This window comes from Pseudomonas sp. PDM32 (genome assembly GCF_019219225.1).
Taxonomy (GTDB): Bacteria; Pseudomonadota; Gammaproteobacteria; order Pseudomonadales; family Pseudomonadaceae; genus Aquipseudomonas; species Aquipseudomonas laurylsulfatiphila.
On sequence record NZ_JAHUWE010000007.1, the window covers coordinates 312,691 to 328,300 of the forward strand.

Genomic DNA, 15,610 nt, shown 5'->3' on the forward strand with positions numbered 1-15,610 from the left:
CCCGATCACTGACAATCAGTGACGCGAATCAAATTAGCGATGGCCCTCAAAGCGCACAAGCCGGCGGATTCTGGAGTAGTTGTAGGCAGCGCCGCAAGGCGCTGTAGCCTGTCCGGGGGATTTCGGAAATGTCCCACGGGCAGCTGCGAAAACTCTGAACTGTAGGAGCGAGCTTGCTCGCGAATGGACGGCGCAGCCGTCACGACTTCAGTGGCTCAACCTTCCTCGTCAGCAGCTCAACAAACGCTTTGGCCATCGCCGACTTCTGATCCTTGCGCTGCACCAACCAAACCGCCGACACCGCCGCCGGATCAAGCAACGGCCGATAGACCACACCATCAATACGCATCCGCTGATAAGACGCCGGCAACACCGAAACACCGAGCCCCGCCGCCACCAGCCCGATGATGGTCATCGCCTCCCCAGCCTCCTGGGCGAAGTGCGGGCTGAAGCCTGCGTCCCGGGCCAGGCTGAGCAGTTGTGCATACAGGCCACTGCCATAGCTGCGCGGAAAGAACACGAAAGGCTCAAGGGCCAGGGCTGACAGAAACAGGCCCTCTTCGCTCCCCTCTACCAACGGATGCTTGGAGCTGAGCACCGCGACCAGCGGCTCACGCATCAGTTCGACCACGCTGAGGCAGTCCGGCAGCCCGAGCGGGCGCATGATGCCGACCTCAATCGACTCGTCCACCAGCGCATCGGCCACCTGGGTGCTGCTCATTTCCCGCAGGTTCAGATGCACTGCCGGGAAGCGCTGACGGAAAGAGAAAATCGCCTGGGGAATGGTCGAGTTGAACGGGGCCGACGAGGTGAAGCCAATCTTCAATTCACCCAACTCACCCAGTTGCGCCCGTCGCGCGACATCCGCCGCTTTGTCGACCTGCGCCAGCACCAGCCGCGCCTCTTCCAGAAACAGCCGACCGGCCTCACTCAGCTCGACCCGACGATTGGTACGCTCGAACAACCGCGCGCCGACTTCCTGTTCCAGGGCCTGGATTTGCTGGCTCAGCGGCGGCTGGGAGATGCCCAGCACCTGTGCGGCGCGGCCGAAGTGCAGTTCTTCGGCGACGGCGATGAAGTAGCGCAGATGACGCAATTCCATGGAAACCCCATTAGGTCGTAAAAGCTATCAAACAGGTCGAACAATATATTGGATTGAATCATTAGCCAGCTATATGCTTTTTTCATTGCCTGACCGGCTGCGTCCTCCGAGGTCCCCCGTGAAAACTGCTGTCGCCCCACTCGCCCATGAAGTTCCTCCCGCTGCGCCGGACGCTATCGTCGTCGAGCTGGCGGAGATCTACATCGAAAAAGGCACCCCAGCGTTCATGCGCACGGTGCTGGCGCTGTTCTGCGGCGGCTTTGCGACCTTCGCCCTGCTCTACTGCGTGCAACCGATGATGCCGCTGCTGTCCTACGAATACTCCATCAACGCGGCGCAAAGCAGCCTGATCCTCTCTGTCGCCACCGGTATGCTCGCTTTCGGCTTGCTGATCACGGGGCCGATCTCCGACCGCGTCGGGCGCAAACCGGTGATGGTCGCCGCGCTGTTCGCCGCGGCCCTGTGCACCCTTGCCAGCGCGATGCTGCCGAGCTGGCACGCGGTGCTGGCGATGCGGGCGCTGGTGGGCCTGTCATTGAGCGGGCTGGCGGCGGTCGCCATGACCTACCTGAGCGAAGAGATCCATCCGCAGCACATCGGCCTGGCGATGGGCCTGTACATCGGCGGCAACGCGATTGGCGGGATGAGCGGGCGCTTGATCACCGGGGTACTGATCGACTTCGTCAGTTGGCACACGGCAATGCTGGTGATCGGCGGCCTGGCCCTGATTGCGGCGGCGGTGTTCTGGAAAATCCTCCCCGAATCGCGCAATTTCCGCTCTCGCTCGTTGCATCCGCGCAGCCTGCTTGACGGCTTCACCATGCACTTTCGCGACGCCGGCTTGCCGCTGCTGTTCCTCGAGGCCTTTGTGCTGATGGGGGCGTTCGTCACGCTGTTCAACTACATCGGCTATCGCCTGCTGGCCGAGCCGTATCACATGGAACAGGCGTTCGTCGGGATGCTCTCGGTGGTGTACCTGTCGGGTATCTACAGCTCGGCGAAAATCGGTGCCCTGGCCGACAAGCTCGGTCGACGCAAAATGCTCTGGAGCACCATTGCACTGATGATCGCCGGCCTGGCGCTGACGATGTTCACACCGCTGTCGCTGGTGATCATCGGCATGCTGGTGTTCACCTTCGGCTTCTTCGGTGCCCATTCGGTGGCCAGCAGCTGGATCGGCCGCCGCGCCACCAAGGCCAAGGGCCAGGCGTCATCGCTGTACCTGTTCAGCTACTACGCCGGGTCGAGCATTGCCGGTACGGCGGGTGGCGTGTTCTGGCATCTGGGTGGCTGGAACGGAATCGGGCTGTTCATCGGCACGCTGCTGGTGATTGCGCTGCTGATCGCGTTGAAGCTGGCAAAGTTGCCGCTGCTGCCGGGTACAGCGCAGGTTTAGCCACAACTGCACCCTAGCGGTAATCGCGAGCCAAGGTACACTGACGGCATTCGTCAGTCTTGGTAAAGGGAAGCCAGAATGCGCCTGGACCGTCTCCACATTCAGAATTTTCGTTGCTACGAAGATGCCACTTTCGACTTTCAGCCGGGTTTCAATCTGGTGGTAGGGGTTAATGGGAGCGGGAAGACTTCGTTGTTGCAGGCGGTGGCCGTTTCGTTCATTGAATATGCGAATTCGATAAAACCTCAGCCAATCGGCCTAGACCAAAACGACGTGCGCTTTGTCATCAACAAATTTGAAAGTCGTAGCCGCTTCGAAAGAGAGTTCCCGCTTCTGCTTGTAGCTAAGGGGGATATCTTAGGAGTCAATAAATGGGAAACCACTCAAGCGGGTGACCATCTCCCACCTTTGGCAGACCTCGATTTAATGCTCGCAACAGATAAAGAGCTCGCAAGGTTCGATCTCGGAGAAAGTGTCGAGCTACCTGTTCTCGCTTTCTATCGATCTAATCGTCAATGGAAAGGCGCAAATATTTCGGCCGAGTTTGCGGCACAACAAAAAATCTCCCGCCTGGATGGTTACACGAACTGGTTTGATGCAGTTACCGACTTAAAAGACTTCGAAAGTTGGCTGATCGGCAAGACGCTCGAACGCATGCAAAATTTGCTGGATTCAAAAACGGTAACATCGACATTCGATGACGAACTGGCGCTAGTCAATCAAGCAATCGAGATCGCTCTGCCGAATGCAAAAGACCTTCGTTACGACCTCAGGCTTCAAAGCCTACTGATAGATGTTGAAGGTGGTACAACCATTCCCTTCAACAACCTCAGTGACGGCCAGCGAGGCATGGTCGCCCTCTTCGCCGACATCGCCCGCCGCATGTGCATCCTCAACCCTCACATGGGCAAGGACGTCCTGAAAAACACTTCAGGCGTAGTCATCATCGACGAGTTGGACATCCACCTTCACCCAGCCTGGCAACGCAACATCGTGCCTGCGCTGAAACAAGCTTTCCCGAAAGTCCAGTTCATCGCCGCCAGCCACTCCCCTCAAATCATCGGCAGCCTCCAACCCGAAGAAGTCATCGTTCTGCACAACGGCGATCCGTCCCACCCTCGGGTCACCTATGGTCTGGACTCCAGCAGCGTGCTGGAGGAAGTCATGGGGGTTACACAACGCGAACCCGAAATTGAAAAATTGCTCTCGGAACTGTTTTCAACACTGGAAGACAACGACCTGAAGAAAGCCAAGGCGCAACTCAAGGCACTGAAGCTGAGAGCCCCTGATCTTCCGGAGTTCGCTGGAGCAGAGGCGCTGATCAGGCGCAAGGAGATCCTCGAAAAATGAAACGAGTGCTCAAAGGAATTGAACCCGTTTCATTTACAAGATGGAAAAGCTCGGCAAACGAAGAGTGGAGTCCTACTTATCCAACACTGCAAAATCCGCAAAAGCGTGATTTGCACAACAGTTTGCTGCAAGAACAAGGTTTCCTCTGTTGCTACTGCGGCAGAGAGATAGATGCTGCCAGCAGTCATATTGAACACTTCAGACCTCAAGAACACTATGAGGCGTTGGCATTGGAGTACCACAACCTCCACGCCTCCTGCCTGCGGGAGACAACACCTGGCAATCCATTGCACTGTGGTCATCGCAAAGGCAACTGGTTTGACGAGGCGCAGCACATATCTCCAATGGATGAGCATTGCGAACACCGTTTCCGTTATCTGCAAACCGGTGAAATTCAAGCCACCAAGCGGGACGATCTGCCGGCCACGAAAATGATTGAAGTACTGGCACTCGATATTGCCTACCTCAACAATCGCCGGCAGAGCACAATCCGTGGCCTGTTCGATGACGAGTTCATCACACAGGCCAGCGAGGAAGATCTGACCCGCCTCGTTGATGCAATTCGCTCTAACAGCGCTCTTGAGCAACAAGCTTTCGATCATGTGATCGCGCGCTACGCCGAACAGCTCATCGGACACTGAAAGTCTGCACAATGAAAAGCGCCCAGCATAAGCCGGGCGTTTTTATTGAAAGGAAGTGCAACTACCTGAGCACCAGCCGCGCCTCCAAAGCATCGTCACGTTTTTCCAGGGTCAGCGACTGCAACGCGACACCGTTGCGCTCCATAGCGTCGAGCCACTGTATCAACGGCTGCGCGTTGCCATTGAGGGTCAGGCGCAGCAGGTCGCTATCGCTCTCCATCTGACGGATTTCCAGCCCCGCTGCCGCTGCGCTTTCACTGATGCGCAGCGACAGGGGCTGACCGGAGTCGGCGGAGACATGGCTGCGCGGTGACGCCCGCTGCATTTGCGCGGCCAGCTCCGCCTGCCGTTGATACTGTCGTTCGACTATCTCCAGGCGCTGCCGGTTCGGTTGCCAGATCAGGCTGAAAACCACGACCGCCAACAAAAAAGCCCCCAACACCTGCAACAGCCCTTGTTCGCGCACAGAAAGGCGCCGCCATGCCTGGATCATGCCTCGTCCTCCACGGTGAGGGTGGCGTGCACCCGGTCTGCTGCTTTGTTCGCACTATCGAGCCGGATGGGCATGCCTTGTTGGCGTCCGTGCTCACGCAATTGCTCCAGCTCGGCAAAGCCGCTGGCGGTCAGCTGGATTTTCCAGCCTTCACCTGCTCTGAACTCGATGCGTCGGACCTCGACCGGGCTGGCGCCGATCACCTGCTCAACCAACCGGACCAGCCCCGCAATGCGGGTGTTTTGCGATTCGACAGGCTGGTTTTGCAGGGCCTTGAGCTGCGCTGCCAAATCGACGATGCGGCCTTGTTCCGGGTAAAGCGCCTTGAATCGCAATTCATTTTGGCTGGCGAGGCGGCGGGCTTCGCTGTCGATGAAGCGAATCCGCGTCTCGCTGGCCCCCCAGATCAACAGCGCCAGCATCACCATCACCCACCCGCCGGCACGCCAGGGCAGACGCTTGCCGCGTGGGGCGAATGCGCCTTGCAACAGGTTGATGGCCCGGATCGGGCGGTGGGTCAGGCATTGGTCGATGACAGCGGGGTCCTCACGTTCGTCCAGCCATTGCATGTCCTTGGGCAATAGCGGGGTGAGCAGCGCCAGGTGGTCTTGCGACAACGCCATGCGTGCCGAAAGGCTTCCACCCAACAGCCAACGACCGAACCACCATGCGCCGCACGGCTGATCACCTGACAACACATCGGCATCAACGAACACCCCGCGCACCTCGATACCCGTCTCGCGCAGCAGGGCGAGCACGGCGGCCAACCGTTCCCGGCCGATGACCATGGCCTGGTAGCAGCCGTCGCGATCACGAGCGCCGACACCCAGATGCACAACGTCCAGCGCCTCGCTCAGTTGATCTTCCACGGCGAAGGCGATGGCCTGGGCCTCGGGTTTACGCCGTGCCGGCCATGGCTCGCTGCGTACCCAACTGCACATTTCCATGGGCAGCAGCACATCGACCGACTTTCCCTGCAATGCCGAGGCCGTCTGACTCAGTGGCATCGGCTGGCGTTGACCGGTGGGGGACCACAACACGCAAGGCCAGAGTGCGGATGGCGCATCCCGGCCCTCGGCGGTCAGGTAAAGCCAAGTGTTCATCGCGGTTTCTCGTGGCTACTGGTAGGAAGAAAACGTCGTTGCAGCACCGTCAGCCGCTGAGTCTTGGGGTCGTACCCGACATCCGTGGCCAGATGCAATTGGCGCCCGTCCCGGATCACCTGCACGCCGATCCGATACCACCGGCTATGGGTGCCAAGGCCGTGACTGCTCAAGCCCTGCCCGGAGAGCAACGGGTCCTGGGTAAACGTCTGGACACTCGCCCAGGGCGTTGTTGCGGCCTGAAGCGCCAGCGCATCGGCGGTCGCGGCGTCCACCTCGCCGAGCGTTCTCAACACCAACGCCGGTGCGGTGTTGATGTTCAAGGTGACGTCGGTGGGCAGCAGTGCCACCCAGGGCTCCAGTCGTTGCAGCAGGCGAGTGTCAATGCCGGGAAGCAAGCGCAGCTGGCTCAGTTCCCGCAACGGCCCGACCTGGCTCAATTGCACGGGAGGAAGCTCGAGCAGCTCGAGCAGGCGCGCCCAACGGTTGAGGGTGACCTGGTCCACCTGTCCCTGGCGTAACAAAGCGTTGAGATTGAAACGCCCGGCGAGGTCATCGATATCGATGCGGATCTGCGCATCCTCAACGTCGAAACCCGGCGCCATGGCCGTCCAGCCCTGAATCCGCTCGACGGGTTTTTCCCTGTCCTGTAGCGCGTCGCGCAACAGCAGCAACGCCCAGCTTTCCCCGCCCGATGCGAGTTGGCGCAGGTGTATCTGCTGCAACTGTTGCCCGCTGCTTTGCAGCGACAGGTGATGGCTGCGCAACAAGCCAGCGGTGATCAGCAGTGCCAGGCTCAGGACCAGCAAAACACTGATCAACGCCATGCCGCGTTGCTGCCCGTTCATGGCAATGCACCCGGCATCGGCAACACCCGACGAATCGATTCGAAGCGACCGACCGAGACCTGCACCTCCAGCGCCAGGGGCGCCTTCGCGTCCTGCCCGGACGGCCAATTTGCGACCCATCCGGACTGGCTGTCGAACAGGCGCCAGTTCAACTCGCGAACGTCCTCCAGCAGTTTTTGCCGCTGCACGAGTTCGGTGCCTTCGCCCTGGCTTTCGCGCCACAGCACGTCGCCGTCGAGTCGATAGATCAGCGCTTGAAGCTCACTGCGCGGCTGGTCCAGGGGATTGCGCCAGTGACTGCGCTGGAACTGCAAAAGCGGCGGTGCGAGCACCATCGGCTGCGCAGTGACATGCAGCAGATCCCGCTCGATCACCGCCACCGCGCGTTGCAGGCTCCTGAGTTCTCGCTCGTGGGCCGTCGTGCCCCGTTGCACCCGCACCACGCTATCGAACAAGCCCCAACTGGCCAGCCCCAGCACGGTGAAGATCGCCAGGGCGATGACCAGCTCCAGCAAGGTGAACCCGCGCTGCTTATTCATCAACCGCGAGTATCCAACCGCTGGCACGATGCAAGGCGTGTGTACTGTTTGCGGGGCTGACTTGAATGTCGACCTGGAGCAAACGTGGATCACCGGTGGCGCTGATGTGTTGCTGCAACACCCAGTCGCGCTGATCCATGGACACCCCCTGTTGTTGCTGCCCAACCGCCAACCCGGGTTGCAGGCGCAATTCGTTCAACCGGTTGTCCGCCAGCCACGCCGCGAACAGTCGCGCCTCAACGGCGCCACGCTGTTTGACCACGTATTGACTGGCCGACAGCACGGCAGCCGCCAGTGTCGCGAAGACCGCCAGGGCCACCATGATTTCCAGCAGTGTGAAACCGCCCATGGCGGGTCGGGATCGCGAGCTAGCCATCGATCTCCACCTCGCCAAGGCCATCGCCGGACAACCTCAGCCAGGTCCGGTTGCTGGACTCGAATGTCAGGGTGAAGACGCTGGTCTCATCGTTGCTGAATATCAACAACTGCGGCGGTCCTTCATCAGCGTCCAGGTCTACCGCATAGCCGTCATGCCGAAAATGCACCCGCATGCTCAGGGGCCAGTCAGTAAGCTCCGCCACCGATTCCCATCCGTGAACACCCTGGCGCATCGGCCGGTGGCCATCGGTACTCAGCCGCAAGCCATAGTCCTGCCCCTCGAATACCGCTCGCTCGCGCAATTGATGGATCACCTGCACCATCGTCTCAGCCTCCTGCCTGACCTCGCGCGCGGGATTGCCCCCACCGGCAAAGCTCACCATACCCAGCAAAAAGCCGATCATGACAATCACGATCATCAACTCCAACAACGTAAATCCCCGGCAACGGTAGCCCACGGTTCAATGACCCCAATTGCCGATTTCCGCTGCAAACCCTTCACCGCCGGCTACGCCATCGGCACCCAGGGAATACAGGTCGTACGTGCCATCCGTCGATCTCACACCCGGATTGAGGTACTGATAAGGCGTGTTCCACGGGTCGACCGGCATGCTCTTGAGGTAACCCTCAGGGTTCCAGCCACGCGCCGTGGGCAGTCCGGAGGGAAGTTTGACCAACGCTTCCAGGCCTTGCTGGGTCGAGGGGTAATGGGCGTTGTCGAGGCGATACATTTCCAGGGCGGTGGCGATGGCCTGGATATCGATTCTGGCGGCGGTGACCTTGGCCTGATCGGGACGGCTCATGAACTGCGGCACCACAATGGCCCCCAGCACTCCGATGATGACCACCACCACCATGATTTCGATCAGGGTAAAACCGCGCTGACGCGACACCGCGCCCGTGGCGAGGGAGCTTGTCGGATCGCCGCACCATCCCTTTTCGGGGCCGCTGCGCGACCCAACGGGAGCAAGCTCCCTCGCCACAGGTTTTCGTTCGTCTCGACATTGTCTTGATGGGTCAGCATGGCACCGGGAACGGAGGATTTTATGGACAGGTTGCATGGATCAATTCACCAATTGGTTGAGGCTGAGAATCGGAAGCAGGATGGCCATGACGATCAGCAGCACAACGCCGCCCATCAGCACCAGCATGGCCGGCTCGAACAGGCTCACCACCAGCGCAATGCGCGCGGCGAGGCTGCTTTCCTGTTGTTCGGCGGCCCGGGCCAACATGCGGTCGAGTTCGCCGGCACGTTCACCGCTTGCGATCATGTGCAACATCATCGGCGGGATGTCGCCGCTCAGTTCCAGGCCGCGGGTGAGCGTTCCGCCTTCGCGCACGGAACGGGCGACATCGACCATCCGCGCGCGAATGGTCAGGTTGCCGATGACCGCGGCGGCAATCTCCAATGCGTCCACCAAGGGCACGGCACTTTTGCCGAGGATCGCCAGGGTGCTGGCAAACCGCGCGGCTTCCATGGCCCGCAGTACTTCACCTATGACAGGCGCACTCAGCAGCCAACGATGCCAGCGCAGACGCCACTGCGGCTGCTGCCAGCTCCAGCGCCACAGGCCGAACAGCGTCACCAGCACGCCTGTCAGCAACAGGAAATGGTTGCGCAGGCCGTTGCTCACGCCGATCAGTGCCTGGGTCAGCCAGGGCAACGGCTGGCCGCTGTCGACGAAGATCTTCACCACATCCGGCACCACGTAGCCGAGCAGAAAACCGACGATTGCTGCGCTGGCCAGCATCAGGATCAAGGGGTACACCAGGGCCATCTGGATCTTTTGCCGCGAGGCCTGGCGGGCCTGTGTATAAGCCGCCAGTTGCTCCAGCACATGGCCCAAATGCCCCGAGCGTTCGCCGGCGGCCACGGTGGCGCGGAACAATTCGGGGAAGGCCCTGGGAAATTGTCCCAGGGCCGAGGCCAGGGCGTGGCCTTCCATCACCCGGCTCCTGACCGCCGAGAGCAGGCCTGCGACCTTGCGCTTCGAGCTCTGTTTCGCCACCGCCTCGAGTGCTTCTTCCAGAGGCAGCCCGGCCTGAACCAGCGTTGCCAGCTGCAAGGTCAACAACGCCAGATCAGCCGCGCTCAGGCCTGCGCCGCGAGTTTGCCTGCCTGTATCGCTGCCGACCCGGACCTCGATCAACACACGCGGCCACACGCCACGCTCGCGCAACAGCTGTCGTGCATGACGGGGTCCATCGGCCTCCAGGCGCCCCTTGCAGGATCGGCCCTGGGCATCAAGGGCGCGGTAGTCGAAAGTGGGCATCCGTCAGTGCTCCTGGGTCACGCGCAGCAACTCATCGAGGCTGGTCAAGCCTTCCAGCACCCGCTGACGCCCGTCCTGGAACAGGCTGCGCGAGACCTTGCGCGTTGCGTCGACGAGGATTTGCTCGCTGGCGCCCTGATGGATCAGCGCCGAGACAGCGGGCGTTACGCTGATCAGTTCGTAGATGCCGATGCGCCCGCGATAGCCGTGCTGGCACTGCGCGCAGCCCGAGGCTTTGCACAGGGTGTGCGACGTGGCCGTGTCGAGCCCCAGGCGCTCACAGGCCGCTGCATCGGCGGTGTACGAAACCTTGCAATGGGGGCACAGGGTGCGCAGCAGGCGCTGGGCCAGAATGCCCACCAGCGAGGACGCCAACAGGTAGGCATCGACGCCCATGTCGACCAGCCGCGTGACGGCGCCCACCGCACTGTTGGTGTGCAAGGTCGACAGCACCAGATGCCCGGTCAAAGACGCCTGCACGGCGATCTCGGCGGTTTCGCGGTCGCGGATTTCGCCGACCATCACCACGTCCGGGTCCTGGCGCAGAATCGCCCGCAGGCCGCGGGCAAAGGTCATGTCGACTTTCGGATTGACCGGCATCTGGCCCACACCCGGCAGGTGATATTCGATCGGGTCTTCGACCGTGAGGATGTTGCGGGTCTGGTCATTCAAGCTGCTCAACGCGGCGTACAGGCTGGTGGTCTTGCCGGAGCCGGTCGGCCCGGTCACCAACAGGATGCCGTGGGGTTTGCCCAATAGCTGGCGCAGGGCCGCGAGGGTATCGTCCGGCATGCCCAGCCGATGCAGGTCCAGGCGCCCGGCCTGCTTGTCGAGCAGGCGCAGCACCACCCGTTCACCGTGGGCCGAAGGCAGCGTCGAGACCCGCACATCGACTTCATGCCCGGCCAGACGCAAGGCCATTCGCCCATCCTGGGGCACGCGTTTTTCCGCGATGTCCAGGCGCGCCATGACCTTGATCCGCGACACCAGCAGCGTCGCCAGTTCGCGCTTGGGCCTGAGCATTTCACGCAGTTGGCCATCCACCCGCATGCGCACCGAGAGGTACTGCTCGAAGGTTTCCAGGTGCACGTCCGAGGCGTGCTCGCGCACGGCCTCACCGAGCAGTGCGTTGATCAGGCGAATGATCGGCGCATCGCCCTGTTGCTCCAGCAGGTCGGCGGTCTGCGGCACCTGATCGACCAGGCTGAGCAAGTCCAGCTCTTCGTCCAGCCCTTGGGCTACCTGCTCCATCGCGCTTTGCCCCTCGCGATAGGCTGCCGCCAGGCGTGAGGCGTATTCTTCGGCGTCGACGATGACGAACGGCAGCGTCGACCCGCACACCCGGCGCGCCTCTGACAGTGCGCTGAGCGGTGCATCGCTGCGCAGGGCAAGGCGCAGATCGTCGCCGTCACGCTCCAGCAACACACCAAAACGCCGGGCGAAGCCGAAGGGCAATTGCTCGCTGAATTCGCCCATGGGTTACTGCGCCTTGCCGCGCAAGTCGAACACTGGCGCGTCACTGGCCGGTTCAAACAACCCGCGTGCCTCGGATGGCAGCAACAACGAGTTGTTTTCCCCCGCTCCTGACTTGCTCAGGTCACGCAGCGCGTTGTAACGCTGCTGGCTGACCTGGGACAGGTCCTCCTTGCTGCGCACGATGGTCGGGCGCAAGAACACCATCAGATTGCTTTTGGTCTGGGTGTCGCGGCTCCAGCGGAACAACGCGCCGAGGTAGGGAATGTCACGCAGCAGCGGCACGCCGCTTTTCTGGGTGCGCACGCTGTCGCGGATCAGGCCGCCGATCACGATGATTTCGCCATCGTCGGCGAGGATGGTGCTTTTGAGCGCGCGCTTGTTGGTGATCAGGTCCGAGGAGTCGATGCCCGACACCGAGGGGGCGATGTCCGACACTTCCTGCTCGACCTCCAGGCGCAACGTCGAGCCTTCGTTGATGTAAGGCTTGATCTTCAGGCTGATGCCGACGTCCTTGCGCTCGACGGTGGTGAACGGATTATCCGCGCCGTTGCTGTTGGTGGCGTAGGAGCCGGTCTTGAACGGCACGTTCTGGCCGACGATGATTTCTGCTTCCTGATTGTCCAGGGTCAACAGGCTCGGGGTGGACAGCAAGTTGCTGTGGGTGTTGCTGGCCAGCGCCGAAATCAGCGCACCGAAGCGGTCGCTGCCCAGTTGCAGGATCGCCCCTTCCGGCGCCGATCGTTTCTCGTCAAACTTCAGCCCGCCGACAATCGGAATGTCGGTGCCGGGAAAGTTGATGAAGCCCTTGGCGTCGCCGGTATTGAGGTTCCACTGCACTCCGACGGCCTCGGCGATGTCGCCGGAGATTTCGACGATGGCGGCATGGATCAACACCTGGGCCCGCGGTTGGTCCAGTTGGCGCACGATGCTTTCGATGGTCCGCACCTGTGCCGGCTCGGCAATCAGCACCAGTGCGTTCTGGCTTTCGTCGGCTTTGATCATGAAGGCTGCGCCGCCCGACATGTCCTTGGCGCTGCCGGTGGCGGACGTCTGTTTCCTGCCCTGCCCCATTGACTCCAGAATCTCGGCCAACTGCTTGGCATCGCTGTGGCGCAGGCGAATCACCCGGGCGTTGTCGAGGGTCGTGGTGGCCGGCGTATCGAGCCCACGGGCCAGCTCGATCAAGCGCTGGCGAACGACCGGCGGGCCAATGAAAATCAGGCGATTGGTCCGGATGTCAGCCAGTACCTGTATCGCCGACTCGGCATTGCGCTTGCCCATGGAGGCCTCGATCACTGGCGCGACATCCCCCGCCTGGGCATGCTTGAGCTGAAGCACCGCGTGCAGGTTGTTCTGCCCCGAGTCCAGTTCACGGATCACCCGGGCGATGCGCTTCACATTGGCGGCCGTATCGGTCAGCACCAACGCGTTGGCCGACACCGAGGGGCCGACATAACCGTTGGCAGAAACCAACGGCCGCACCAGCCCGGCGATATCGGTGGCGCTACCGGTGTTCAATCCGATGACTTCAGTCACGAACTGCGACGCCGTGGTGGTTTTTACCGTGCCCTGACCGGCCCGGGTCCTGGCCTCGGCAACCGGGGTGATGAGAATCCGGTCGCCCTCATCGATCACCGTAAAATTGTGGGCGTCGAGCACTGAATAGAACAACCGGCGCACCCCTTCACGATCGAGGGCCTGCCGGGACATGACGGTGATACGACCGGAGACCTTGGGGTCCAGGACTACCGTGGTCCCGAGAATGCTGGAGATCTCTTCGACGATGTCGCGCAGCTCTGCGTTGTTCATCGCCAGTTGCCATTTTTCTTCGGCGCCTCGAAGCGTGCCCGGGAAGGCTGCAGCCGCCAGAACGGCAAGCAAAAGCATGGAACGCAACCAATGCGCGCCGACGAAGCTGTTCATGAAATTCTTCACTCTGGTTGCCCGGAGAGCGGGCGTAAAAAACGCGTGGTCGTGGTGGCCGATTGAGCATCGGCGGATGATTCGAGTACCGTCAGGAACCTTGCGCCAGAGGGGACGAGCGTTAGCAGCTCTTCCCGGCCCTTGTTCCACAGCACAACCTGGTGGGTCTCGATACGACGCAGGACACTGCCGCCAGGCAAACGCTCGCCCACCTGATAGAGACGGGAGCCTTGAGTATTGGCCAGCAGTGCCTTGGATAGTCCGCTGCTGACAAAGCTCGCTTGCAGGGTCAGCGGTTCGGCGCTGGGCCGCGGTGTGGCCTCCGTCGTCAGGCCGAATACAATGGCAATCGATGTTGTTTCGAGCGGTTCACGTGCAGGTACCGTCTCCAGCGTTGCGATGTCGGGCGACGGTGAAGCCAGGCGCTCGCGAAACGCCCGTTCCTGCCACGCCAGAAACACCGCAGCGCCCACTGGCAACGCGAGCCAACAAATGCTGCTCAGGCATGCCCGAAAGCGTTGTCCGGAAAAATTCGAAACCTTCATTTTCAACTCGGTACTCAACAGAAACACCTAGCTTCAGGCGACCTTTTTGAGGCCGTCTGAAGCCAGTTGCGGGGACTTACAACTTGTCCCACGCCATGTGCGAGTGAGCACCGACACCCGGTTCAAAACCGTTGGCGGTAGGGGCGTACTGCTTGCAATAACCCGACGCTGGGAATGGCTTGCACTCAAAGACTTCGTCGGTCTTCGGTTGCAGCACCTTGGTGCCGGCGGTGTAGTCGCTGAGGCCTTCAGGGAATACGAAGTCGTATTCGATGACCGCGCCATCGCCGGTCAGTTGAGTGGTCTTGGTGTCCTGACGGGTAGTGCGGCCATCCAGGGTGGTGCCGACCAGGGTCAGCGTGTGCGCACCAGGATTGCTGCGCACATCCAGGGACAACGAGGTGGAACCGGTGGCCACTTGTGCCGATGTGGTGCCGACCGGTTTGTTGTTCTGATCGAACAAGGTCGCTTCGACGTCCATCGCGCGGTTCGCAGTCATGCTGAATTCGACTTTGGCCCGGCCTTTATCCAGGACGTATTCGGCTTGCTGAGAGGTCACCGCCATGTGCGCAGCGGCGTCTTCCTTCATGTCCAACTGCACTTCATAGCGGACTACGCCGCTTTCTTTTTGCACGTAGAGGCGGTTGGTGCCTTTGACCGGGGCAACATTGCCGCTCTCGTCACGGATACCGGCGCGAACCAGGGTGTGGGTCTGGTTGATTTTTTCCGCCAGCTTATACGACCAGTTTTGCGGTATGCCTTCTTCAGCGTTATCGATGCTGATTTCCACGCTGTATTGCGCACTCTCGCCCTTGGCAGTAAACGCGCGGGCCTTGACCTTGTCACCAACCAGCAACGGGGTCGATGACGCAATACTGCCTACTGGCGCCCAGCCGCCCGGCAAGTCGGGTTCAGCAAGGATGTTCACGTCTGCGACATTGTAAAACGCGGCGGCAGTGTCACCGACGGTCCAGATGGCCAGGATGACGTGGTGGCCGGACTTGTCAGACGGGAGGGTGCAGCTGTGCCTGGTACCCGACACCGGTAACTGGTTGCCGCCATCGATGGTGCAGAACGGCGTGCTTTCGAAGGTGGTGCGCTTGAGCGACTCGTTCGGGTTCCAACCGTCGCTGGAGATGAAATACTCGTGCTTGGTAGCCGGGTGAACGGCGGTGTAACGCCATTGGAAATCGATGTTGCGATCCTTGATTTCCGTCAGGTGCCAGCGAGTGGCGGACTGTGCGTCCAGTGCGGAGAACAGCGCGTGACCGCCGCTGGCGATCTTGCCATCCACCGGCCCCTGCAAGGGGGCACCGCCGACACCTGCCGGAAAGCCCTTGAAGGTTTCACCGACGCTCTGCGGCTCGTACTGGGCGCCACCACAGTTGGTGTTCAAGCCTTTCTGGCAGGCCAGTGCGCGTGACGGCGGCACATCCAGATAGCCATGGGCGGAAACGGTTTGAGAGGCCAGCATTGCCGATAACAGGATCATCGATGAGGTGCAGGCCGTTAATGCACTTCTTTTATCAAATGTAATTTTCAT

The 15,610-nt window shown here is 61.1% G+C and carries 16 protein-coding genes; 3 read left to right on the forward strand and 13 right to left on the reverse strand.

Annotation, left to right across the window (positions count from 1 at the left end):
- Positions 1 to 199: 199 nt before the first annotated feature.
- Positions 200 to 1,102 carry a LysR family transcriptional regulator gene (locus KW846_RS15830; RefSeq protein ID WP_218483298.1) on the reverse strand — a complete coding sequence of 301 codons (903 nt, stop codon included), beginning with the start codon at positions 1,100 to 1,102 and terminating at the stop codon, positions 200 to 202.
- A gap of 118 nt (positions 1,103 to 1,220) precedes the next feature.
- Here KW846_RS15830 and KW846_RS15835 point away from each other — a divergent pair, with 118 nt between their 5' ends.
- The 3 genes from KW846_RS15835 (at position 1,221) to KW846_RS15845 (ending at position 4,489) form a co-directional block, all read left to right on the forward strand.
- Positions 1,221 to 2,498: an MFS transporter gene (locus KW846_RS15835; protein ID WP_218483300.1), complete on the forward strand. Its 1,278-nt coding sequence runs from the start codon at positions 1,221 to 1,223 to the stop codon at positions 2,496 to 2,498.
- Between the two features lie 78 nt (positions 2,499 to 2,576).
- Positions 2,577 to 3,848 (forward strand): AAA family ATPase, encoded by a 1,272-nt coding sequence (locus KW846_RS15840; protein WP_218483302.1) that lies wholly within the window; start codon positions 2,577 to 2,579, stop codon positions 3,846 to 3,848.
- A complete protein-coding gene (locus KW846_RS15845) occupies positions 3,845 to 4,489 on the forward strand; it encodes a retron system putative HNH endonuclease (RefSeq protein ID WP_218483304.1) in 645 nt (214 codons plus the stop codon). The genes KW846_RS15840 and KW846_RS15845 overlap by 4 nt, the downstream gene beginning before the upstream one ends.
- Before the next feature lie 61 nt (positions 4,490 to 4,550).
- Here the strand turns inward: KW846_RS15845 and gspM are convergent, their stop codons facing one another.
- The 12 genes from gspM to gbpA all read right to left on the reverse strand — a co-directional run bounded on the left by gspM (position 4,551) and on the right by gbpA (position 15,610).
- Positions 4,551 to 4,982, reverse strand: coding sequence for a type II secretion system protein GspM (gene gspM, locus KW846_RS15850; RefSeq protein ID WP_218483306.1), 432 nt, complete (start codon positions 4,980 to 4,982; stop codon positions 4,551 to 4,553).
- Positions 4,979 to 6,085, reverse strand: coding sequence for a type II secretion system protein GspL (gene gspL / locus KW846_RS15855; protein ID WP_218483308.1), 1,107 nt, complete (start codon positions 6,083 to 6,085; stop codon positions 4,979 to 4,981). Before gspL ends, gspM begins: the two co-directional genes overlap by 4 nt.
- Positions 6,082 to 6,933 carry a type II secretion system protein GspK gene (locus KW846_RS15860; RefSeq protein WP_218483310.1) on the reverse strand — a complete coding sequence of 284 codons (852 nt, stop codon included), beginning with the start codon at positions 6,931 to 6,933 and terminating at the stop codon, positions 6,082 to 6,084. Before KW846_RS15860 ends, gspL begins: the two co-directional genes overlap by 4 nt.
- Positions 6,930 to 7,472, reverse strand: coding sequence for a type II secretion system protein GspJ (locus KW846_RS15865; protein WP_218483312.1), 543 nt, complete (start codon positions 7,470 to 7,472; stop codon positions 6,930 to 6,932). The genes KW846_RS15860 and KW846_RS15865 overlap by 4 nt, the downstream gene beginning before the upstream one ends.
- Positions 7,465 to 7,848 (reverse strand): type II secretion system minor pseudopilin GspI, encoded by a 384-nt coding sequence (gene gspI, locus KW846_RS15870; RefSeq protein WP_007975611.1) that lies wholly within the window; start codon positions 7,846 to 7,848, stop codon positions 7,465 to 7,467. Before gspI ends, KW846_RS15865 begins: the two co-directional genes overlap by 8 nt.
- Complete coding sequence (gspH, locus tag KW846_RS15875; RefSeq protein WP_218483314.1) at positions 7,841 to 8,308, reverse strand: type II secretion system minor pseudopilin GspH; 468 nt, start codon at positions 8,306 to 8,308, stop codon at positions 7,841 to 7,843. Before gspH ends, gspI begins: the two co-directional genes overlap by 8 nt.
- Before the next feature lie 3 nt (positions 8,309 to 8,311).
- The gene (gspG, locus tag KW846_RS15880) at positions 8,312 to 8,743 is read right to left on the reverse strand and encodes a type II secretion system major pseudopilin GspG (protein WP_218483316.1); all 432 of its coding nucleotides are present in this window, start codon (positions 8,741 to 8,743) and stop codon (positions 8,312 to 8,314) included.
- 171 nt (positions 8,744 to 8,914) lie between these two features.
- Positions 8,915 to 10,123: a type II secretion system inner membrane protein GspF gene (gene gspF, locus KW846_RS15885; RefSeq protein WP_218483318.1), complete on the reverse strand. Its 1,209-nt coding sequence runs from the start codon at positions 10,121 to 10,123 to the stop codon at positions 8,915 to 8,917.
- A 3-nt stretch (positions 10,124 to 10,126) separates the two neighbouring features.
- Entirely contained in the window at positions 10,127 to 11,599 is a 1,473-nt protein-coding gene (gspE, locus tag KW846_RS15890) for a type II secretion system ATPase GspE (RefSeq protein WP_218483320.1), read from the reverse strand.
- Positions 11,600 to 11,602: 3 nt separating this feature from the next.
- Positions 11,603 to 13,522: a type II secretion system secretin GspD gene (gene gspD / locus KW846_RS15895; protein ID WP_218483322.1), complete on the reverse strand. Its 1,920-nt coding sequence runs from the start codon at positions 13,520 to 13,522 to the stop codon at positions 11,603 to 11,605.
- An 8-nt stretch (positions 13,523 to 13,530) separates the two neighbouring features.
- On the reverse strand, positions 13,531 to 14,085 hold the full coding sequence (locus KW846_RS15900; RefSeq protein WP_371321753.1) for a type II secretion system protein N: 555 nt from the start codon (positions 14,083 to 14,085) through the stop codon (positions 13,531 to 13,533).
- A gap of 58 nt (positions 14,086 to 14,143) precedes the next feature.
- Positions 14,144 to 15,610 carry an N-acetylglucosamine-binding protein GbpA gene (gene gbpA / locus KW846_RS15905; protein WP_218483324.1) on the reverse strand — a complete coding sequence of 489 codons (1,467 nt, stop codon included), beginning with the start codon at positions 15,608 to 15,610 and terminating at the stop codon, positions 14,144 to 14,146.